21 protein-coding genes and 1 tRNA gene are annotated in these 20,313 nt (G+C 57.8%); 15 read left to right on the top strand and 7 right to left on the bottom strand.

Translation table 11 applies throughout. From position 1 onward, the window contains the following. Window positions 1-2: 2 nt before the first annotated feature. The 4 genes from OIM11_08765 to tig all read left to right on the top strand — a co-directional run bounded on the left by OIM11_08765 (window position 3) and on the right by tig (window position 2,515). Entirely contained in the window at window positions 3-362 is a 360-nt protein-coding gene (locus OIM11_08765) for a hypothetical protein (GenBank protein ID HJJ01210.1), read from the top strand. Window positions 363-450: 88 nt separating this feature from the next. Next, entirely contained in the window at window positions 451-726 is a 276-nt protein-coding gene (locus OIM11_08760; protein ID HJJ01209.1) for a hypothetical protein, read from the top strand. 117 nt (window positions 727-843) lie between these two features. Further along, window positions 844-1,179, top strand: coding sequence for a hypothetical protein (locus tag OIM11_08755; protein ID HJJ01208.1), 336 nt, complete (start codon window positions 844-846; stop codon window positions 1,177-1,179). 34 nt (window positions 1,180-1,213) lie between these two features. Continuing rightward, window positions 1,214-2,515 (top strand): trigger factor, encoded by a 1,302-nt coding sequence (tig, locus tag OIM11_08750; GenBank protein ID HJJ01207.1) that lies wholly within the window; start codon window positions 1,214-1,216, stop codon window positions 2,513-2,515. Window positions 2,516-2,598: 83 nt separating this feature from the next. Here tig and OIM11_08745 read toward each other — a convergent pair whose 3' ends face one another. Continuing rightward, window positions 2,599-3,375 carry a hypothetical protein gene (locus OIM11_08745; GenBank protein HJJ01206.1) on the bottom strand — a complete coding sequence of 259 codons (777 nt, stop codon included), beginning with the start codon at window positions 3,373-3,375 and terminating at the stop codon, window positions 2,599-2,601. Between the two features lie 78 nt (window positions 3,376-3,453). Here OIM11_08745 and OIM11_08740 point away from each other — a divergent pair, with 78 nt between their 5' ends. Further along, complete coding sequence (locus OIM11_08740; GenBank protein HJJ01205.1) at window positions 3,454-3,891, top strand: 23S rRNA (pseudouridine(1915)-N(3))-methyltransferase RlmH; 438 nt, start codon at window positions 3,454-3,456, stop codon at window positions 3,889-3,891. Between the two features lie 41 nt (window positions 3,892-3,932). Here OIM11_08740 and OIM11_08735 read toward each other — a convergent pair whose 3' ends face one another. Then, entirely contained in the window at window positions 3,933-4,490 is a 558-nt protein-coding gene (locus tag OIM11_08735; protein ID HJJ01204.1) for a TetR/AcrR family transcriptional regulator, read from the bottom strand. Window positions 4,491-4,612: 122 nt separating this feature from the next. Here OIM11_08735 and OIM11_08730 point away from each other — a divergent pair, with 122 nt between their 5' ends. Both OIM11_08730 and OIM11_08725 read left to right on the top strand, forming a co-directional pair. Next, window positions 4,613-5,689, top strand: a complete 1,077-nt coding sequence (locus OIM11_08730; protein HJJ01203.1) for a DUF262 domain-containing protein — start codon at window positions 4,613-4,615, stop codon at window positions 5,687-5,689. A 27-nt stretch (window positions 5,690-5,716) separates the two neighbouring features. Further along, window positions 5,717-6,745, top strand: coding sequence for a DUF262 domain-containing protein (locus tag OIM11_08725; protein ID HJJ01202.1), 1,029 nt, complete (start codon window positions 5,717-5,719; stop codon window positions 6,743-6,745). Between the two features lie 80 nt (window positions 6,746-6,825). Here the strand turns inward: OIM11_08725 and OIM11_08720 are convergent. Further along, window positions 6,826-6,901 (bottom strand) — tRNA-Ala (locus OIM11_08720). A 98-nt stretch (window positions 6,902-6,999) separates the two neighbouring features. Between OIM11_08720 and OIM11_08715 the strand changes: the two genes are divergently transcribed. Continuing rightward, window positions 7,000-7,935, top strand: a complete 936-nt coding sequence (locus OIM11_08715; GenBank protein ID HJJ01201.1) for a polysaccharide deacetylase family protein — start codon at window positions 7,000-7,002, stop codon at window positions 7,933-7,935. Further along, window positions 7,932-8,735, top strand: a complete 804-nt coding sequence (locus OIM11_08710) for a hypothetical protein (protein ID HJJ01200.1) — start codon at window positions 7,932-7,934, stop codon at window positions 8,733-8,735. The genes OIM11_08715 and OIM11_08710 overlap by 4 nt, the downstream gene beginning before the upstream one ends. A gap of 18 nt (window positions 8,736-8,753) precedes the next feature. Here OIM11_08710 and rarD read toward each other — a convergent pair whose 3' ends face one another. Then, on the bottom strand, window positions 8,754-9,710 hold the full coding sequence (rarD, locus tag OIM11_08705) for an EamA family transporter RarD (GenBank protein HJJ01199.1): 957 nt from the start codon (window positions 9,708-9,710) through the stop codon (window positions 8,754-8,756). A gap of 88 nt (window positions 9,711-9,798) precedes the next feature. Beyond that, on the bottom strand, window positions 9,799-10,641 hold the full coding sequence (locus tag OIM11_08700; protein ID HJJ01198.1) for a LysR family transcriptional regulator: 843 nt from the start codon (window positions 10,639-10,641) through the stop codon (window positions 9,799-9,801). Between the two features lie 162 nt (window positions 10,642-10,803). On the opposite strand from OIM11_08700, the gene OIM11_08695 reads away from it, so the two are divergent. The 6 genes from OIM11_08695 to OIM11_08670 all read left to right on the top strand — a co-directional run bounded on the left by OIM11_08695 (window position 10,804) and on the right by OIM11_08670 (window position 17,694). Further along, window positions 10,804-11,127: a carboxymuconolactone decarboxylase family protein gene (locus OIM11_08695; GenBank protein ID HJJ01197.1), complete on the top strand. Its 324-nt coding sequence runs from the start codon at window positions 10,804-10,806 to the stop codon at window positions 11,125-11,127. Next, window positions 11,120-11,545 carry a cupin domain-containing protein gene (locus tag OIM11_08690; GenBank protein HJJ01196.1) on the top strand — a complete coding sequence of 142 codons (426 nt, stop codon included), beginning with the start codon at window positions 11,120-11,122 and terminating at the stop codon, window positions 11,543-11,545. The genes OIM11_08695 and OIM11_08690 overlap by 8 nt, the downstream gene beginning before the upstream one ends. A 400-nt stretch (window positions 11,546-11,945) precedes the next feature. After that, a complete protein-coding gene (locus tag OIM11_08685; GenBank protein HJJ01195.1) occupies window positions 11,946-13,133 on the top strand; it encodes an IS1249 family transposase in 1,188 nt (395 codons plus the stop codon). A gap of 51 nt (window positions 13,134-13,184) precedes the next feature. Further along, window positions 13,185-13,367, top strand: coding sequence for a hypothetical protein (locus OIM11_08680; protein HJJ01194.1), 183 nt, complete (start codon window positions 13,185-13,187; stop codon window positions 13,365-13,367). A gap of 113 nt (window positions 13,368-13,480) precedes the next feature. Then, entirely contained in the window at window positions 13,481-14,872 is a 1,392-nt protein-coding gene (locus tag OIM11_08675; GenBank protein ID HJJ01193.1) for a helix-turn-helix transcriptional regulator, read from the top strand. Window positions 14,873-15,066: 194 nt separating this feature from the next. Then, window positions 15,067-17,694 carry an alpha/beta hydrolase fold domain-containing protein gene (locus OIM11_08670; GenBank protein HJJ01192.1) on the top strand — a complete coding sequence of 876 codons (2,628 nt, stop codon included), beginning with the start codon at window positions 15,067-15,069 and terminating at the stop codon, window positions 17,692-17,694. 150 nt (window positions 17,695-17,844) lie between these two features. Here the strand turns inward: OIM11_08670 and glpK are convergent, their stop codons facing one another. Continuing rightward, window positions 17,845-19,335: a glycerol kinase GlpK gene (gene glpK, locus OIM11_08665; GenBank protein ID HJJ01191.1), complete on the bottom strand. Its 1,491-nt coding sequence runs from the start codon at window positions 19,333-19,335 to the stop codon at window positions 17,845-17,847. Further along, on the bottom strand, window positions 19,332-20,294 hold the full coding sequence (locus OIM11_08660; protein ID HJJ01190.1) for an alpha/beta hydrolase: 963 nt from the start codon (window positions 20,292-20,294) through the stop codon (window positions 19,332-19,334). Before OIM11_08660 ends, glpK begins: the two co-directional genes overlap by 4 nt. Between the last annotated feature and the right edge of the window lie 19 nt (window positions 20,295-20,313).

Raw genomic sequence — 20,313 nt, 5'->3', positions numbered from 1 at the left:
AAATGGCAGATCAGAAGTACGCACTGCTGGTTGACTACACCTTCTTCTCTGGCAACCACGCCGCAGAAATCGCCTGCAAGGAAGAGCTCGGTCTTCCCCTTGATCAGTTTGCTATCAAGGAAGTCGAAGTCGGCCCGTTCAAGGTCGGCGAGGGCAACGACGGTGACGATTGGGAGTGGATCTACCTTCCCATTCCGACCTGCATCTTCTCGCAGCACTGGGGCACCGGCGGCGACAAGGCCGGCCAGCGTCCCCTGGCAGTCCAGGTTGAAGAGTCGCACTCCATGTATTACGGCACGCTCGATGAGATGATTGCCAAGATGAAGGAGTTTGACCGCCCGATGTGTCTGTTCCAGCTCTAATTAGAGCCTGGATAAGCTAGAATAGGCCTGGCCGGTTACGGCTGGCCAGGCCTAGAATTAGATTGCAGACGATTAGGAGGAAACCCATATGACACCTGAAGAGTTCTTGGCTCTCGATGCCCCTGAGGCCGCTGAAATCCTCAATAAGCTCGTTGCCGAAGGCAAGAGCAAGGATGAGGCCATGGCCGAAGAGGGCGTTTCGCAGGCTGATCTCATGAAGGCTCAGATCTTCTGGGTAAAGGATAAGTTCATCGCCCGTGCTTGGGGTGGCTACACTTCCACGAAGCGCACCGGCAATGAGGCTGGCGACAGCATCGAAGGCGTTGGCGGCAGCGATCCTTCCAAGGGTTACGCTGGCATCTAGCATTTCGCCATCAAACCTGTAAGGGCCCGATATCTAACCGTATCGGGCCCTTTCAGTATTTAATGGACGCGTGCCGCGTTATACTACCGGCATTGCGCCAATTCTAGGAGGGCTTACATGTCAACTGAAGCAGAGATCATCGCAGAGATCGAGGAGCTTGGTCGTTTGACCGAGGAGCAGGAGGACATCCTGTATAACATCGCGTTGCGCCAGGAGGAGCTTGGTCGTCAGCCAACCATTTTGCTGCGCGAGAATGTGGACGGCTCTCCCATCTACCAGCCCATGATCGATCGCGAGGTTCTTACCTACCAGCTGTATAACCATGGCGGCGCCGGCTCGCATGAGGTCGTGAACCTCATCGTCACGCTCAAGGGCATGCGCTACGTCATTCTTCATTCCGATGAGCTTTCCCTGCGCAGGAAGGTCGATCCTGCGGGCAATTACCGCGACTAACTCGCGCTGTTCCATATACGTTTGGGGAGACAAGTTGGAAATCACAGATATCACACGCGAGTCCGATGATGCGGTGCAGGAGATGGTCGTGACCATGACCGCAAGTGCGGACGAGGTCAACACCTACATCGACAAGGCGTTCAAGGAGCTTGCCAAGAACGAAATCCCGGGATTTCGCAAGGGAAAGGCTCCGCGCGAGGTCATCGAGCGTGAAGCAGGCGGCCACGATATGGTATTCGCCCGCATTGCCGAGGACATCGTTAACGGCGAGGCGCCCGCCTTGCTCGATGACGCTGACGTACTTTTCATCGGTGACCCGCAGTTCAATCTCGAGAAGATTCCCGCTGAGAACCAGCCCTTTACCTTCACGATATCGGGCCCGGTTCCACCAGAGGGTACGCTCTCGAGTTATGACGAGGTCTCGATCGAAATGCCGCCCAACGAGGCAACCGAGGCAGAAATCGAAATTCAGATCGACGAGCTGCTGAGCGTCTACTATAACTACGATGTCATCGATGACCCGGACTACGAGGTCGAAGACGGAGACTACGTCACAGTCAGAATGACCATCATGAACGATGGCGCTGTCATCCCGGGCCTCAACGATGTCGAGCGCATGCTCAGCATCGGCGGCGGCTCCATGCCCGAGAGCTTCGATGAGCACGTTATCGGTAGCAAGATTGGCTACACGCTCGACTTCGATTTTGATGCGAAGGGCCAAGAGGAGCGCCCAGAACTTGGCGATGGCAACCTACATGCCAATGTCGAGGTCAAGCAGATTCGCAAACGCGTTCTGCCGGAGCTTGATGAGGAGTTTCTCGCCAAGATTGGCGCCACGAGCCTTGATGATCTGCACGATCAGATGAAGATGACCATCAACATGCAAAAGGATCGTGAGCTGCCCAAGCTACTCGAACAGAAGGTCGTAGACGCCCTCATCGAGCGCTTTGAGGGTGAGGTCCCCGAGTACTACGTCGATTTCATGCGCGATAACGTGAGTCGCGAGCTTATGCAGCGGCTCCAGAAGGAAGGCACTGGTCTGCAGGACTGGATGCTCAAGAACAACGTTGAGGCAGAGAAGATGCAGGAAGAGGTGAACCAGGAGTCCATCGATCGCGCCAAGCGTGACATGGCGCTCGAGGCCCTCTTCAAGGAGAAGGGCTGGGAGGTTACCGACGAGGACATCGCCCGGGAGCTTTCCGGGGTCGATGACGCAGAGGCGCAGATTGCCGAGCTTAAGGAGGCTCATCGCATGGCGGACCTGCGCAAGATGTGCCGCCAGTCTATGGCTGCCCGCTGGCTTGCCAAGACGGCCGACATCACGGTCGTCGAATAGACAGCTACTTCACTGCGCATAGCATCTAAAGAAGAGGCCCGCTTGTGCGGGCCTCTTTCATACCTGTATGAAGACGCGAGCGCCTACAGCGAGATGAAGTTGTCGGGGAACTGTTTGTTGGCGTCGAGGACGTCCTTGCTCGTATCGCCGTAGCGCATCCACTCCTTGTCGTCCGGCGTGCGCTTGATCATGGCGTTTTCCATGACGTCGCGCAGGGCCTTGGCCTTGAGCGCATACTCTTCCATCTGGGGCATTCTGCCCTCAAGCTCGATTTGACGGCGCTTATAGGCCTTGTCTTGTACGGAGTCGCCGGGGATGATCTCGTAGAAGTCCTCGGCCGACAGCGTATAGTTTGCATGATCTGCCCAAGCGGCGAGTGCCGAATCCTCCTTGAGACTTTCGATGGTGTTCTCGCGCACCTCGGCATCGAGCTGCTCTTCGGAGATGCCGCGCTGCTCGCAGTAGTCCTTCTTCTGCAGGCCGTTCATGCGGAGCATCTCTTCCAGGCGATAGGCGGATGCGTAAAGCGCCTCTTCTACAAGGTCTTGCGGCAGATCCTCGACGAGACGCGTCGCGAGCTCGCGGCAGATGACGTTTTGGTCGGCGAGCTGCTGGACCTCGACGTTGTCCTTGTACATGTTGTAGCGGATGAAGATGAGGAGTTCCTCGACGGTATTGAGGTCCTCAACGTGTTTTGCAATCCACTGGTCGTTGAGTTTGGGCGTCTCGCCTTCTTTGCAGACATTGAGCTCGAGCCAGCGAAGGGCCGTCTTGCGCACGGCCTCCTCGGGAATCTTGATTTCCTCCGCCACGACGTAGACGGGATCGTATGAAGTCAGGGTGTAACGCTGGTTTGCCATGATGCATCCTCTGTGATGTCGAAATGTATAACAGCCCATGATTATACTGTATTGCACACAGCGAGAGTAGGAGTGCGGATGGGAATAACGGTCATAGCCGTCGGCAAGCTCAAGGAGCGTTTCTGGAAGGATGCGGTGGCGGAGTACGTCAAGCGTCTGGGTGGATATGCCAAGCTGCGCATCGTCGAGATTCCCGATCGTGGCATCGACTTCGAGAGTGACGAGATCATCCGCGTAGCAGAAGGCGCGCACCTCATCCTGCTCGCCATTGACGGCGAGCAGCGCTCGAGCGAGGGAATTGCGCATCGCCTCGATGAGCTCATGACGTATGGGACGAGCGATATCGTGTTTTGCATAGGTGGTTCTGATGGTGTGAATGAATCAGTCTACAAACGTGCTGACGAAACGCTCTCGTTCGGCCAGATCACGCTACCGCACAACCTTGCGCGTGTTGTGTTGCTTGAGCAGATATACCGCGCCTTCAAGATCATGCACGGCGAGCCGTACCATAAGTGAAGTAAGCGACGCTTGGCATAAGTTTCGTCCCTATCGTCCCGTCAAGCTTTCTCGAGAGCGCGCAGGCCTCCCTCGATGAAGGCGTCTATGGCGCGGCGAATGCGTGGCCAGTCATCTCGCTGCGCGAATTCGGAGCTGGCGATTGCGTGGCATCCGCTCATTTGGAAGAGCCTGACGGCACGCATGACCACAGGATCGATGCCCCTCGTCGCCGCACCTGTCCTCGCGTCGGGATCCTCCCAGGCAAGCGCCATCACGGACGGAAAGAAGCGGGCCTCGCGCACCACACCCGCAAGCTTTTTTTCGGAGCGCACGCGTTCGCAGTAACGGGGCTTTTCGTGCATGGCGCATTCCGCGTTCTCACATGAAAAGCGCTCCCCAAAGGAAAGGACGTTGTCCATGACCTCGCCCACGAGCTCGTCGAAGACGTCGCCCACATTGTCGTAATGGACGTAAAAGGTTGCCCTGCTAACCTTTGCCTTGCGGGAAAGCTCGCTTACGCTTATGTCCGTGAGGCTCTTGGTCTGCAGAAGGTCTGCCAGCGCGTCTCGTATGCGCCGCTCGCAGTTTCTGAATCTCGCATCTTCGGTGTTTGTCACGGTCTTTCTCCGGTTTCCTGAAGTTATCGTACAACATGTACGATATTGTAAAGCAAGCAGAGACCTTATCTTCCAAAATGAATGCAACGGAATATCAGAGAGCGAGGTGCCCCGTGAAGGTAATGCAGAAGAACATGCTGGAGTTTATGGATGAGGGCGATATGCGCTTTGTCATCCCGGCCTACCAGCGCCTCTATTCATGGAACGAGACGCAATGCGAAGAGCTCTGGTTGGACATATTGCGAGCGGCTCGTGGCAAGCGCAATCACTTTCTGGGCACCGTTCTCTACAATGTTGTCTACGAGGGGGAAGTACCTGACCATATCGAGATTATCGATGGCCAGCAGCGCCTGACCAGTGTATCTCTCATCATCCTTGCCCTGGCAAGATACCTGGGATCTCATCCTCGACTTTCTTCTGACGAAGCGATCGACGGGGAGACGCTCATCTCGCGCTATCTCTTCATAGGCAAGACTGATGATGGACTACCGATCACCAAGCTCCTGCCCTCGCATCATGATGCGGGCTCCTATGATGCCGTGATTAGGGGAGAAGCTGGCAATCCCATGTCTTCCATCACCAATAATCTTTCGTTTTTTGAGGAGAAGATGGCGGAGGACGATTTCGACTACGAGTTATTGCTCGAAGGCCTGCATCGCCTCACGACCATCTTCGTCGAGGTGGACGACTACCGCGATGCGCAGCCCATATTCGAGAGCGTGAATTCCAAGGGCGTGCCGCTTAACGTAGCGGATATGGTGCGCAATTATCTTTTGCTGACGGAAAGCCACGACGAGCAGACGCGCCTTTTCGAGGAGTATTGGAAAGTGAGTCAGGAGATGTTCGCGCCTGACCCTGGTTCTCTCAAGCTCAATACGGGAATCAAAAGCTGGCTCGCCATTCGTCTCAAGGGCGCCCGCATTCAAAGCGCAGAGCAAACCTACGCCTCATTCAAAAGATACGTCGAGGACGTTTACCAAGATGACAAGGAGCCCATCCTGCGCGAGCTCCGCGGCTTTTGCCTGATGTGGGCGGAGAATTATCGCTATCACGGCGTCAAGAAATACAGGTCCGGCTCCGACTGGGCAAAGTTGGGGGCACCCGCGCTCACGTCAGGGTACAGGCTCAAGAAGGCGGACAACGAGGAATATGCAAGAGAGTTTCGCGAGAAGCTACGCAATGCGGATTCCCGCTGGTAGCGTTGTCGATTCGTTAGGAGATACGACATGATTGCATCGCTCAAGTCGATTTCGGAGATACTCGGAAAGCCGGGAACACGATATCTCATACCCGTGTTCCAGCGCGTCTACTCATGGGACCGGATGCAGTGCGAGCAGCTGTGGAATGACATGATGAAGGCAGATTCCGGTGCGGACGGGCATTTTACAGGTACGTTCATCTACCGTCCGGAAACTGAAAGAGCTCATGGTGGATCCGACGCTGCCACTGAATGCGCAGAAGTAAGCCTGATTGATGGCCAGCAGAGACTCACCACGCTCACGCTCATGCTCGTGGCGCTCAGGGACGCGATGCGCGATGCGGGCGATGCGGCCCGGGCAAACCAGATCGACGAGACGTATCTGCATTGCGTTACCGATACGTCCAAGCTCGTGCTCTCGGACGCCGATGCTCCTACCATGGCGCACCTCGTCGATGGCGCTCCGGCTCCTGGGGAGGATGACCTCTCCCAGCTCCTCATCGAGGGATACGAACTCTTCAGGGAAAAGGTCGAGGAGCCATCCGCCGACGTCGATGCCGTCATAAAGGGTCTCGACAGCTTGCGCGTGGTCGCGGTCGAGCTCGAAGAAGATGACGCACCGCAGCAAGTGTTCGAGAGCCTCAATGCGAAGGGCAGGCCGCTTTCGACAATCGACTTGCTCCGCAACGTCATCATGGCAAAGTACGGCGCGACCGAGCAAAGAAGGTTGTTCGACATGTATTGGGCGCCCATTGACGAGGCGTTTCATCAATTTGGCGCCGAGCAGGACGTGTATCTTGATGCGGCACTCCATGCCTGGGCCGAGAAACACGCCCCGGGTATTCGAGCATCCAAGCGTAGCGAGCTCTACCAGGCGTTCAAAGCTTATCTTGGAGGGCACGATTCAATATCGCTCGAGGAATTGCTCAGGTCGATCAACGAGAGTTGTCTCGCCTTTGCTGCCGCTCCCGGTTCTCCGGAGGCAAAGAAGCATCTGGACTGGGCCGTGGAGAAGCCCCAGGGGCTCATCTCCCAGAGCAAGCTCTTCGGTGATTGATTGGCAGCGACAAGAACCGTCGCTGCCAATCGAACGTGGGTTAACGAAAAAAGCCCGCTCATGCGGGCTGATGGTTTGAGTGGTGGAGATGAAGGGATTCGAACCCTCGGCCCCCACGTTGCGAACGTGATGCTCTCCCAGCTGAGCTACATCCCCACTAGAATATGGCGCGCAACGGCGCGCGGGTAAGGATTATAGCGCATTTCCCGCGAGCGGGAAGGGGTATGCCCCGGCTTTATGCGATAATGACCCCCATGCAAACGAGCAATAACATATTCCGCATACTCATCATCGCGTGTGTCGTTCTCTTCATTGGAGCAATCGCCCAGCAGTTCTACATTTCGCATGTCGAGTCGAGTTATGCCAAGTCGGGCGAGGAGCTCGAGCAGGCAAAGGCGAGCGTTGCCACCGCGACCCAACAAAACGAACAGCTCAAGAAGCAAGAAGAGGACACGTACATCGCCTGGCGCAATGCCCAGGGACGCCTCTCGCTTTTCGGTGATAAGGGCGGAAAGGTCGCCTACCTTACCTTCGACGATGGCCCGTGCGATGCCCTCACTCCCAAGAATCTCGAGATTCTCAAGCAGAAAGGGGCCGTCGCAACCTGGTTCTGTCTGGCAAACGACGAGCTCTACACGTACCTCAACCTCGACTTGTGCAAGAAGATCGAGGAACAAGGATCGGTCGTGGGCATCCATGACTGGGACCAGGACGACTCGTACAGCTATTATAAGGGCGGCGTCGACAATTACTTTACGAGCGACTTCGACAAGGCCAAGGCCAAGCTCGAGGCTGCCGTTGGCCACGAAATCAAGATCACGCGTTTTGCCGGTGGCAGTCTCACCATCGGCTATTACAATCCCGAAATCGGCAAGGCGCTTCCCCGCGCGATGCTCGAGCGCGGCTATCAGTACTTCGATTGGAATGTCCTTGCCGGTGACAGTGAGCCCTCGCAGTTCGTGAACGGCTCGACGCCCAAAGATCGCATCGTGAGTAACGTACTCAACGAAGCGGAGTATTTCGCAAAGACGGATTCTCCCATCTGCGTGCTCATGCACGATAACCCCGGCAAGAACACCACCACAGAAGCGCTTCCCGAGATTATCGACGGCCTGCGCGCATTGGGTTACGAATTCAAGACGCTCGATTACGATGCCCCCGGTTTTTACCAGGTGGTGATTACCGAATGACGTATTCGCGTGGACAATACGATGACGATTACGAGCGCAGCAGACGCTCCCGTCGTGATGTCCCCGAGGGACGCTCCGAGCGTCGTACGGGCACTGGATCGAGCCGCTACTCGCGTACGTCCGAACGCTACGCGCGTCATGCCTCGGCGCAACGAGACGAAAGATACTCCGAGGGCAGGCCGCAAAGCCGCCCGAAACGTCAGCGTCCCGAGGATTCCTCTCGCTCGCGTCAACGCAGCAGACAGGATGTCGATTACGATACCTCTCGCAGTGGCAATCGCCGCTCCAGCCGACGCCCGGCTGTGCACGAAGAGCAGCGCGGCGAAAGGCGCAACCGCAGTGGTGCTCGTGTCGATCGCGCATATGAACCGCACGACAATCGCCAGCGGGATATGCGTCAGCGAGATGCGCGTCCCGCTCAGCATTCCGTTCCACGTGCCGGGCAGCGCAGCGTTAATCAGGCGACGCAATACAGCAGAGACCGTTATGTGAGCCAGCCCGGCCAGCAGCGGGGCAGCTCCGTGAGCCAGCAGAACTACGACAAGGCCCGGCGCATCAAGCCGGTTGATCCACGAGCTCTCCTCGCGGCCGCCGTCATCGCCGTCGTTCTGGCTGTCGTCATCATCGTTCGCTTCATCCTCTTTGGTGGAGTCGCGAGCGAGTACGGTGCTGCCAAGGCGGCAATTGACGAGCAGCAAGCACAGCTAACCGAGCTCCAAACATCGAACGGCGAGCTTCAGGCGGAGATGGACTCCATGCAGGGCCTGATCGACCGCTATAACAACTCCGGGAAGAAGTAGGGGCGATACACCCGACGCCTACTCCACGATTTCGGCCGCTTCTTCGGCTTCCAGGGGTGTGAGCGCGCCTTCCGGCGTCTTGCGTGCCGTCCAGATCATGTCGATGGCGACGAGCGCGAGCCCGCACCAGATGCACGCGAAGCAGATGCCGTGGGCAGTGGTAAAAGCCTCGCCGTTTACGAACACGCCACACAGCAGGGCGATGGTGGGACTCACGTACTGCATGAAGCCCAAGGCGGTCAGGGGAATGGAGTTGGCCGCTGTCGCGAACAAGATGAGCGGAACCGCGGTAACCGCGCCGCCAAAGATGAGAAGTCCCGTCGTGTTCCAACCCGAGACGCTCGTCATGTCGCCGAGGAATCCGTGACTTCCCGTCACGAGCGCGAGCACGACGGCAAAGACGATGGCGATGGGCGTCATGACGGCGCTTTCCACGGCAATGGCCTCCACAGCCGGGTATCCGCCCTTCTTTTTGATGGCGCCGTAGACGCCAAAGGTCACGGCGAGCATGATGGCCAACCAGGGAAAGCTCCCGTAACTGATCGTGAAGTAGAGAATGCCGACGCAGCAAAGTGCAACAGCGACCCATTGCAGCGGTGAAAGGCGTTCCTTGAACACGATGAGTCCCAGCAAGATGGAGACGAGCGGGTTGATGTAGTAGCCGAGCGACGCCTCTACGATATGGTTCATGTGAACCGCCACGACATAGATGCCCCAGTTGGACGTGATGATGATGGCGGCTGGGATGAGGAAGCGCAGCGCGCGCTTGTTCTTGAGCAGCGAGGTGAAGTTCCATCGCGCGATGAGACAGATGACGGCGGTGAGCGCAAAGCACCAGATGACGCGCTGTGCCGTGACCTCGAGCGGATCGACATGGTCGAGCAGCTTCCAATACAGGGGAAACAGGCCCCAGAGTAGGTAGCAACCGATGCCAGCTGCTATGCCCTGGCGCGTTCGCTTTCTGATGTCGCTCACGTCGTGATTCATGGACGTGATTATAGCCAGCATGTCATGCGCGCGTAAGAACTTCCGTGGATGTAAGGAAGCAACTTGTCGAATGACGTTACGTGTTCGCGATCCAGTCGAATATCTCGCGCACGCGCGGCGCGGTGTCCTTGCGCACGAGCAGGTAGAACGTCTTGGTGGCGGCGGGATGGTCGATGGGGATGCGCACGCGGTCGGGTAGCAGGCCCCGTTGCATGGGGATGTCGGTCACGAAGACCGGCATTGTCCCGGCTTCGGCAAGGCGCGTGAAGACCTCGCGGTCCTTCTGGATCACGAAGTGCGAATGCGGCATGAGACGCCTGTGCATGTCATGCCAGATGCCAATGTCCTCGAGCAGGAGAAAGTCAACGCCGTCGATGTCATCGAAGGTGACGCTCTTGCGCGTAGCGAGCGGATGGTCGGCCGCGACGGCGATCGAGAGCGTCTCGGTCATGAGCCGTGCGTTCGCTATCACGGGCAGCAGGAAGGGCTTCTGCGATATGCCGAAGTCGATGCTGCCATCTAGGACGCGGCGCTCGATTTCCTCCTCGCCCAGCATTTCCGAGTTGAACACGTCGGAGGGGAATCGCTCGACGATGCGTGCCGTCAGGTTCCACAGGGGAGCGGGTGCGCAGGTACCGACGCGCAGGGTGCGGGCACGGCGCTGCGCCTCGTCGACGGCATCTTGGAGCAGCTGCACCTCGCGCAGCACGCTCCTGGCGTGCGCGACGGCTGCCCGTCCCGTTTCGTTGAGGTGGACGCTGTTCTTCTGCCGGTCGAAAAGCTGGGCGCCGAGCTCTGTCTCGAGCCGCTGGATCGATCGGCTGAAGGCCGATTGCGAAAGGCCACATGCATTGGCGGCTGCCGACATGGTGCCATGATGTGCGAATGCCTCGAGTTGTCTGAGCTGGTCGATATCCATGTAGGTCACCTTGCGTATCATGCATAGCAATTTGCATGATGTGAATTGTACTTCGTGGGTACACCTACGGACAATCAAGATATGAAATAGAATTCTTTATCGCGCTATTGCATGTTGTGCATATTATGCTTAGGAAAAGCCCAGAGGTTGAAAGGAAGGATCATGACGGTAAAGCAGACGGCAGGAAGAGACCAGTTGGGGGATTTTGCCCCGCAGTTCGCCGAGCTCAACGACGACGTGCTCTTTGGCGAGGTCTGGTCGCGCGAGGACGAGCTCGACCTCAAGACGCGCTCCATCATCACCGTGACCTGTCTCGTGAGCAAGGGGCTCGTCGACACGTCGTTCCAGTATCACCTCGCCAGCGCCAAGGCAAACGGCGTCACGAAGGAGGAGATGGCGGCCATTCTGACGCAGCTCGCGTTCTATGCCGGCTGGCCCAACGCCTGGGCGGCGTTTCGCATGGCGAAGGAGGTCTACGATGACTAAAGCAGGCAATGCGGCCGATCCCCTGTTCGGCCTTGGCAATCCCAACGATGCGTTTGCCCAGTACTTCATTGGTGAGTCGTTTCTCAACCCGCTGACGGACCCCGAGCAAACGATCTTCCTCGCCAACGTGACCTTCGAGCCGGGCTGCCGCAACAACTGGCATATCCACCATGCGGATAAGGGTGGCGGCCAGATCCTGCTGTGCACGGACGGCCGTGGCTGGTGCCAGTTCTGGGACGAGGATGCCCGGGAGTTGCATCCGGGGGATGTCGTGTTCATCCCTGCGGGCGTCAAGCATTGGCATGGCGCGGCAAAGGACAGTTGGTTTTCGCATGTGGCCTTCGAGGCACCGGGCGAGGGCTGCTCGAACGAATGGCTCGAGCCGGTCAGCGATGCGAAGTACGATTTGCTGCCGTAAGGGTTGGATCCGATAGCGCTTTATTAGGACCGGAGGCAAAAGTGTCTCCGACCCTCTTCGAAAACCCTGGTCTTCTCCGCAACGTTGATCCATCTGAGGCGCTTCACAGGGATTAGCATCTCTCGTACGAGGCGGCTTCGTTGGGTTTCGTCTATCATCGCCGTGCATGGACTTTGCCCTTGATTGGAGTAATATTTGCGCTGGGGAGGGTTCTCGCGTAGGGAAGGCGCAAATCCATCAGTTTGCGTATAAGCCGCGAGGATTGACATTTGTCGGGGGAAACAAAAAAGAGGGCTATGTTTCAAAAAGTGTGTCCGAATAAGACCCGTTACCCCAGTTGAACACAAGCAAATCAGGTCCTTGAGTTGGAATCGCCCAACTCGAAGGTGTTTCAAAAAGTGTGTCCGCTTTCCTCTTGACGTGCCTGTTCAGGCAAGCTTTCCGAAGGGAAAAGTTGCCTAGTGGACAGGATGACGCCTTGAGTAGCCCGAGATGCGACGTTTGCGGAAGCGAGATGAAGGGGAACGGATACACGAAGGCAGGGACCAAGCGCTGGCGGTGCAAGTCGTGCGGTGCCTCCAAGACGAGAAGGATTGACAACGCCGCCAAGCTGCTCCGGGCCTTCCTTGCCTGGATCCTCTCCAAGAGGTCGATCGCCGATCTCGGATACAGCAGGTCGACCTTCTGGCGAAAGTGCGCCGGGTTCTGGGAGCTTTGGCCCATCGCCCCTTTCACCGGCGAGGTCTTCGACACGGTCTTTCTCGACGGCATCTGGTTTTCCCACGACGCCGTCGTGCTCGTCGCGCGCTCCAAGGAGCACGTGATCGCATGGCACCTGGCGCAAAGGGAGTGCTCGAGCTCCTGGGCGGCGCTGATGATGAGGATACCCGCTCCGATGCTGGTGGTGTCGGACGGATCCACCGGGCTCGCGAAGGCGGCGCGCACCGTATGGCCCGGCACCAGGATACAGCGCTGCGTCGTGCATGCCGCGCGCCAGGTCAAGCGCTACACGACCAAGAGTCCCAAGCTCGAGTGCGGCCGCGAGCTCCTGGGCATCGCGAACCGCCTGACGAGGGCCAAAGACGAGGACGCGATGAGGGAGTGGCTCGTCGACTACGCGCAGTGGTGCTCCGATTGGAGCGAGTTCCTGAAGGAGTTCACGGTGAAAGACGGCAGGAGGGTCTACACGCACGAGAGGCTGCGGCGGGCCAGGGGAAGCCTCAACCGCCTGGTGAAGGAAGGGACGCTTTTCACATTCATCGAGATGCAAAGGGAGCGCGGCGGGCGCTGGGATTCCACCAACAACCCGATCGAGAGCCTGAACGCGCAACTGAGGGAGATGCTCAGGCTGCATCGGGGATTGCCGCTGCTGCACCGCGTGAAGGCCGTCATGTGGTGGTGCTACATGCACACCGAAGAGCCCGAGAGCCCGGCGGAGATCCTGCGCCGCATGCCGAGGGACGAAGACGTCGACGGGCTTTTCGCAACCGTCTCGGGCGAGGGCCGGCATTCGGATGGAAGCCCGGAGAGGTATGGGAAGGCCATCGACTGGAACGAGTTTCACATGCCGACGAGGTACCGTCAGTGATGTCCCGCCGGACACACTTTTTGAAACATAGCCCTCATGTGGTGGTGCTACATGCACACCGAAGAGCCCGAGAGCCCGGCGGAGATCCTGCGCCGCATGCCGAGGGACGAAGACGTCGACGGGCTTTTCGCAACCGTCTCGGGCGAGGGCCGGCATTCGGATGGAAGCCCGGAGAGGTATGGGAAGGCCATCGACTGGAACGAGTTTCACATGCCGACGAGGTACCGTCAGTGATGTCCCGCCGGACACACTTTTTGAAACATAGCCCAAAAAAGACGGTCATATGCCTTGTTGGGCTGGCTTCGCTTTGCGCGATGTTCAGGGCTCCCTTTTTCGGATCTCTGACCATGGGAATCACTTCGAATTTTTCAGGGCTGCGTGTTGTATATGATGCTGTACTCATTTTAATTGGATGCATATTGGCGCTCGTGTCGTTGCAGAGGACCAAAGCCTTGCGCGAGGGCGAGCGATTGGAGGATAGGCTCGTTACTTATGCTGTCGGCGGTATTCTTGCCGTTGTGGGTGTCGTTGCCAACAGTGCGGGAAGGTCACTTGGCATAACGGCTGACGCGTTTTATGTCGTGAGTATCGTTGTCCTTTGCATTGGCTTCGCGGCTCTTGTGGTTGGATGGTTTCGCGTGCTCGTGAGATTATCCAAAGACAAGATCACCACCATGATAACGGGTGCCTTTGTGGTGAGTCATGTATTTGGCCTGTTTGATGTGTTTCCGCGCGGATGGGCATCGATGCTTAGCTTGTCGTATCCGCTACTCGCATTGATTTGCCTGTATCTGCTGAGAAACGTGCCTGCTTGCCAGCCTGAACGCGGGTCAGAACCGCTTCTTCGGAGTGATTATCTGCGCATAGTTCAGATATGCACCATGATCTTGATCTTTGCTGAACTGCTTTGTGGAGCCTTTCTGCGCAGTCGTTGGGCTCATGGGGGAGTGAACTATGCGCCGAATCCTAGGACAATCTATTCGTACCTGGTATCCCTTGGCGTTGGCTTAGCGTTTCTCTGCATCGCATGGCGTTCGAAGACGACCTCGGGATGTACTTTGGTCATAGGTTCTATCGGTCTTGTTGGATTCATCGTGTTTGTAGTTTTGTTCTCCCTCGTTCCGCCACAATCATTTTCGATGTTTGTCACGGCGTTGTACTCGGCGCTGCTTGTGTACTCCATGGCGCTTATAAGTCTCTGGGGTATAGATGGCAAGCACTCGTTCATCTCTTGTGCAGCGGTTTTCCTTGTGATGTTTGGCGGAACTGCGGGTATTACCTCTTCGATAATTCCGGCTATCCTTGCCTATCTCCAGCTTACTCCTGCTGATTTCCTGGCTCCCGTGGGCGCCGCGGCAGGACTCGTCATATCTTTAGGTATGTGCGTTGTGCTCTTTGTGATGATTGTCGTTAATCGCAGACTCTTCATGAACAAGCTTGACCAAAACGAGAGTGCGTTAGATGACGACGTAACGGTGCAGCCAAAATACGAGCTTTCCTCTGACGAGCGTCATGAGTACGCCATGGATATGATTGCAGTTCGCTATGACTTGACGGAGCGCGAGCGTGAAACGGCTTCTCTCATGGCGCGAGGCTACACCGCCAAGCACGTCGCGGAAGAGCTGACGGTAGCTGTTAGTACTGTCAAGGGATACAGCAAGAGCATCTACCGCAAGATGGGCATTCACCGAAAAGACGAGCTCATCGAGATAGTCAAAGAGACAAAGAAGCAGGTCTAGCTCACCTTATCCAACCTTCCATCCCATTACCCACCTTTCGTGGGGAGACAATCATTCGCCCACTTCATACCGTGTCGTGAAAGTCGCGTGCATCGTGTACGCGGCCTGCCGTGAGCCTGCATGGACTTTCGGCTGTCACCTTGGGGAGGGAGAAATCGTGCGTACGTCAATACTTTTCATGGGAGGGAGACATAATGGGTAAACCAAAGCACTTTGGTTTCGCGAGAAAGACCATGGCCTGCGTCATGGCGGCGTCAATGCTCACGCTGGTCACCGTGCCGGCTAGCGTCGCCATCGCGGACAACGGTGCCGCCGACACCGAGACGCAGGCGATGTATCGTCTGTACAACCCCAACTCCGGCGAGCACTTCTATACCGCCAGCGATGTGGAGAAGGACGCCACCGTCGCTGCCGGCTGGAATTACGAGGGCATCGGCTGGCATGCGCCGGTCACTTCCGAGACACCCGTGTACAGGGTATATTCGGGCACCGATCATCACTACACCAAGGATGCCGGCGAGCGCGACGCTCTCGTGCAGCTTGGCTGGAAGGATGAGGGCACCAGCTTCTATTCCGACGACCAGGAGCGTGTGCCCCTTTACAGGCAGTTCAACCCCAACGTAGATCCCAATGCAGCAACGAATAATGCCGGATCCCACAACTACACCACGAGCCTCGATGAGCATTCCCGCCTTGTGAGCATCGGCTGGAACGATGAGGGTATCGGTTGGTATGGCGTGAGCGGTGCTGAGGCACCCGTCGTGCCGGTGGATCCGTTCAATACGGGCGTGGTAGATCCTTCGAAGGCAGCCATCGGCGAGGACACTCCCGGTTTGGTTTCGCTCGAGGATGCCAATAGCTACAACGTGATCGAGCTCGATAGGGCAGTTGACGAGAACAAGGATGTGACTGTCAGCCAGGAGATCATTCCGTATCTCCACACGAGCCAGTACGGTGCCCCTGTCGACCTCAAGATCGAACTGCTGACGCCGTCCACGGCAAAGAACGGTGAGACTCCGCTCCTCGTGTGGATCAACGGCGGTGGCTTCACCAGTTCCAATCCCGCGAGCAATTTCGAGACGCGTCTCACGCTCGCCAAGTCTGGCTACGTGGTTGCGTCTGTGCAGCATCGCGTTGGTCCGAGCGTGACCTTCCCCGGTCCGCTCCAGGACATCAAGGCGGGTATTCGCTTCCTGAAGGCCAGCTCCAAGACCGAGCCGAACAAGTACAAGTTCGATTCGACCAAGGTTGCCGTTGCCGGTAACTCTTCAGGTGGCTATTGGTCCACGATGGTTGGCGTTACGAGCAATCTGGATAAGATTCAGTATCCCAATAGCCGGACTGGCCAGATGCAAGATGTTGCGCTCGATGTGGGTGCGAATCTCGACGAGTCTTCTGCAGTCAATGCCGTCATCGATTTCTATGGTGTCTCTGACCTTACCATCATCGGCGCGGGCCTGGCTCAGGAACTGCAGGACAGCCATAAGTCTGCCGCCACCACCGAGGCGCTTCTGCTCAATGGCGCGGGTGCTGGCGCGGCGAAGCCCGGCGTGTTTGATCCTTCGATGAACGACAAGGTTGCCGCCGCGAGTCCCTTCAGCTACATCAACGCGAACACAGTTCCGTTCCTCATGTTCCATGGCACTGCGGACACGCTCGTGTCGCCGGTTGCCACCAAGATGCTCCAGAATCGTCTTAACGATGCTGGTGTTCATACCGAGCGCTATGTCGTGGAGGGCGCTGGTCATGGCGGCAAGCAGTTCGAGCAGGGTGCCACGATTGAGCGTGCCGTTAACTTCCTGAACACCTATGGTACGACGGCTGTTACCACTGCCGTGCCGACTGTTGATTTGGCCAAGGGCACCGAGGCTTACAAGGCCGAGGATCTTCCGACGCTTGCGGACGCTACGGCTGGCGGCGAGAATATCGCTACCGATCCCAATCATTGGACTATTAACGAGACCACTGAGATCGGCTACAAGGCAATTAGCGAGAAGGGTGTCTACAAGAACCTGCGCATGACCATCCTTCAGCCCTCCAAGGGCAGGGATGACGGCCCCCGTCCGGTGCTCTACATCGCTGCATGTGGTGGCTTCAGCTCCTCGAATGCAGATGCGATGAGGTATCTGCGTTATGCCGAGCGTGGCTACGTCGTTGCTGTTGCTGAGATTCGTGTCATCCCTGCGACGACCAATCCTGGTCCCCTCCAGGATGCCAAAGCTGGTATCAGGTGGCTGCGTGCCCATGCGGATACGTACAACATCGACCCGAATTGCATCATTGCAACCGGTACCTCTGCAGGTGGCTATATGGCCTCCATGCTGGGCGTTTTGGGCAATACCACGAAGTTTGACGACAACATCCAGTTCGATGTTGGCGACAACCTCGAGTATAGCTCCGCGGTTCAGGGCGTCGTCGATATGTACGGTGTGTCCGACCTCACGCTCATCGGAGCCGGTACGGGCCTGATTGGCGATCACCAGTCCGAGGCCAATACCGAGGCCATGCTCATCAACGGCACGGCCTTCGGTCAGAACCCCGGCGGATCGGTGTTCAGCAACCTCGACAAGACGGCCAAGTTCAGCCCGTTTACCTATCTTGATGCGGATGATCCGTCCATCCTGAGCTTCCATGGCACCGTTGACACGCTCGTTTCGCCCATCTCCACGATGGAGCTCTACAAGCGCTCCAAGGAGCTGGGTGCCGATTCCGAGCGTTACGCGATTGTCGGTGCATCCCATGGTGGATGGCAGTTCAGCACCAAGAAGGTTAACGACATCATCGATGCTTACATGGATGGTATTGTTGCTGCGAACAAGTAGCAGGTATTAGCTTCCTCCCCGAAGCGAGGGGCCGTGGCATAACGCCGCGGCCCCTTTTGTTTTGCCCCTGTCATCTCGAGCGAGGGGCCGGAACCCCTCCCTGTCATTTCGAGCGGAGGGGCGAAGCCCCGTAGTCGAGAAATCTCCTCCTCAGCACGTTCTCCTCACCGCTTCGCGCCAGCCACGGAGGAGCTCGTTGGCGTAGGCCGGCCGCATCTGCGGGTCAAAGACGCTGTCCGTCATGCGCATGGCGCGCAACTCCTCGGTGCCATTCCAGAACCCATTGGTAAGCCCCGCCAAGTATGCCGCGCCAAGCGCCGTTGACTCGATGTTCGCGGGGCGATGGATCTGCGTTTGCAGGATGTCGCTTTGGAACTGCATGAGAAAGTCATTTGCCGAGGCGCCACCGTCGACGTTGAGCTGCCTGATCTTGAGGCCCGCATCTGCTTGCATGGCAACGGCAAGGTCGTGTACCTGATACGCGAGCGCTTCGAGCGCTGCACGGGCGATATGCGCGCGACCGGCCCCACGTGTGAGCCCATAGATGGCGCCGCGCGCATCGGGCTCCCAATAGGGTGCGCCGAGGCCCGTGAACGCGGGAACGATGTAGACGCCGCCCGTGTCGGGGATGCTTTCGGCGAGCTGCTGTGTCTCGGCGGGAGTCTGCGCGATGCCGAGTTCGTCGATGAGCCACTGGATGAGCGCGCCGGCCATGAAGACGCTGCCCTCAAGAGCGTATTCGGTATGCGCTACGTTGGGAGCGGATGCCGCGATGGTCGTGACGAGGCCGTTTCTCGACGAGACGGGCATTTCGCCCGTATGCAGCAGCAGGAAGCAGCCCGTGCCGTAGGTATTCTTGGCCTGGCCTGCCTCGAAGCAGCATTGCCCGAAGAGTGCTGCTTGCTGGTCGCCCGCAACGCCGCATATGGGAATGCCGGCGGGGATGTTTGGGTAGTCGGTCTCGCCAAAGAAGCTTGCGCTCGGACGCACCTCGGGCATCATGTGCTCGGGAATGTCGAAAAGCTCGAGCAGTTCCTTGTCCCAGCAACTCTTGTGTATGTCGTAGAGCATGGTGCGGCTTGCGTTGGTGACGTCGGTTGCGTGCACTTTACGGCCCGTGAGATTCCAGATGAGCCAGCAGTCGACAGTGCCAAAGAGCAGTTGACCGTCTTCGGCAAGCTTACGTGCGCCTGGTACGTTATCGAGAAGCCACTTGATCTTGCTTGCCGAAAAGTACGCGTCTGGATGCAGACCGGTGACGAGTTCGATTCTGTCGCATACGGCCAGGTCCGAGCAGAGGTCGGCGATGATGGGGGCAGTACGACGGCATTGCCATACGATGGCGTTTGCGATGGGGCGTCCCGTCTCGCGGTCCCACACGATCGTGGTTTCGCGTTGGTTGGTGATACCGATGCTATCTATATCGTCTGCCTCCAGCGCATGAGACGTAATCAGGTCGGTCATCGAGCCCAATTGCGAGAAGATAATCTCCTGGGGATTCTGCTCGACCCATCCTGGTTGAGGATATATCTGGGGGAATTTGCGCTGGATGGAGTCGACCGAGCGACCTTCATGATCGATGAGGACGGAGCGCGAGGAGGTCGTGCCCTGGTCGAGGGCGATGACGTATTTGCCGGTCACTGGGCACCTCCATCCAGATGTTCGTCGAGCCATGTTGCCACGTCGTCATAGACGAGTTGCGCGTCCCTCTCGTTCAAGATTTCGTGACGCATGCCCTCGTAGATGCGTACCTCGACATCCTGCACGCCGGCCTCGCGTGCCATCTCGGCGACCTTCCTGACGCCTTCTCCCATCGAGCCTACGGGATCTTCGGCACCGGCTACGAAGAGCAGGGGCAGGTCCCGCGGAATCGCCCGGAAGGCTCCGGGACTGCACGCCTCGAGCGTGAGCGCCGTGAGCGTCGCATAGCCACCAGCGGGAAACATGAAGCCGGACTTCTCGTCGGCGAGGTAGCGGTCGACGTTTTCCTCGTTTGCGGAAATCCAATCCGCCTCCGTGCGCGGATCGTCGATGACCTTGTTGAAGCCGCCTGCGGCCATAGAATCCAGGAACTTGCTCTCGTAGCCTTTGCCACGGACGGCAGCTATGGCGCGGGAGAGCATATTTCCTGCCTTCGAGACAAGGGGCGCGACATAACCCGTGCCACAGAGTATGGCACCGGCCAGTCCCTCGCCATGCCGCGCAATGTAATCGCGTATAACGTAGCTTCCCATCGAATGGCCGAAGACAAAATAGGGAAGGTCCGCCGGCGTATGTGCCAGCATGGAGGAGCGCATGCGATGCACGTCCTCTATGAGGTGATTTGCGCCGTTGCGCGGGTCAAGCTCGCCCCAAGACGTGGATTGCGAGACGCTATCACCATGGGCGAGGTGATCGTAGCCCCCGACGATGAAACCCTTGCCGGCCAGAAAACGCGCGAAGTCGTCGTAGCGCTCGATGTGCTCGGCCATGCCATGGGCAATCTGGACGACGCCGCGGGGACTGGTACAGTCCTCGTCGCGCCAGATATAGCCGTGGATGGTCGTCTCGCCATCGGTGCTTGGAAACGAAACGGGCTCTTGCGTGATGGTATCGGCCATGATGCCTCCCCGGATGACG

Source organism: Coriobacteriaceae bacterium (genome assembly GCA_025992705.1).
Classification (GTDB): domain Bacteria; phylum Actinomycetota; class Coriobacteriia; order Coriobacteriales; family QAMH01; genus QAMH01.
Note: the sequence above shows the minus strand (reverse complement) of the source record. Positions and strands in the feature narration are given on the sequence as shown.

What these genes read in the sequence shown, in the direction of transcription:
- OIM11_08765 (HJJ01210.1), top strand. Translation starts at nt 3, where the DNA reads ATGGCAGATCAGAAGTACGCACTGCTGGTTGACTACACCTTCTTCTCT.
- OIM11_08760 (HJJ01209.1), top strand. Translation starts at nt 451, where the DNA reads ATGACACCTGAAGAGTTCTTGGCTCTCGATGCCCCTGAGGCCGCTGAA.
- OIM11_08755 (HJJ01208.1), top strand. Translation starts at nt 844, where the DNA reads ATGTCAACTGAAGCAGAGATCATCGCAGAGATCGAGGAGCTTGGTCGT.
- OIM11_08745 (HJJ01206.1), bottom strand. Translation starts at nt 3,375, where the DNA reads ATGGCAAACCAGCGTTACACCCTGACTTCATACGATCCCGTCTACGTC.
- OIM11_08740 (HJJ01205.1), top strand. Translation starts at nt 3,454, where the DNA reads ATGGGAATAACGGTCATAGCCGTCGGCAAGCTCAAGGAGCGTTTCTGG.
- OIM11_08730 (HJJ01203.1), top strand. Translation starts at nt 4,613, where the DNA reads ATGCAGAAGAACATGCTGGAGTTTATGGATGAGGGCGATATGCGCTTT.
- OIM11_08725 (HJJ01202.1), top strand. Translation starts at nt 5,717, where the DNA reads ATGATTGCATCGCTCAAGTCGATTTCGGAGATACTCGGAAAGCCGGGA.
- OIM11_08715 (HJJ01201.1), top strand. Translation starts at nt 7,000, where the DNA reads ATGCAAACGAGCAATAACATATTCCGCATACTCATCATCGCGTGTGTC.
- OIM11_08710 (HJJ01200.1), top strand. Translation starts at nt 7,932, where the DNA reads ATGACGTATTCGCGTGGACAATACGATGACGATTACGAGCGCAGCAGA.
- OIM11_08700 (HJJ01198.1), bottom strand. Translation starts at nt 10,641, where the DNA reads ATGGATATCGACCAGCTCAGACAACTCGAGGCATTCGCACATCATGGC.
- OIM11_08695 (HJJ01197.1), top strand. Translation starts at nt 10,804, where the DNA reads ATGACGGTAAAGCAGACGGCAGGAAGAGACCAGTTGGGGGATTTTGCC.
- OIM11_08690 (HJJ01196.1), top strand. Translation starts at nt 11,120, where the DNA reads ATGACTAAAGCAGGCAATGCGGCCGATCCCCTGTTCGGCCTTGGCAAT.
- OIM11_08680 (HJJ01194.1), top strand. Translation starts at nt 13,185, where the DNA reads ATGCACACCGAAGAGCCCGAGAGCCCGGCGGAGATCCTGCGCCGCATG.
- OIM11_08675 (HJJ01193.1), top strand. Translation starts at nt 13,481, where the DNA reads ATGGGAATCACTTCGAATTTTTCAGGGCTGCGTGTTGTATATGATGCT.
- OIM11_08670 (HJJ01192.1), top strand. Translation starts at nt 15,067, where the DNA reads ATGGGTAAACCAAAGCACTTTGGTTTCGCGAGAAAGACCATGGCCTGC.
- OIM11_08660 (HJJ01190.1), bottom strand. Translation starts at nt 20,294, where the DNA reads ATGGCCGATACCATCACGCAAGAGCCCGTTTCGTTTCCAAGCACCGAT.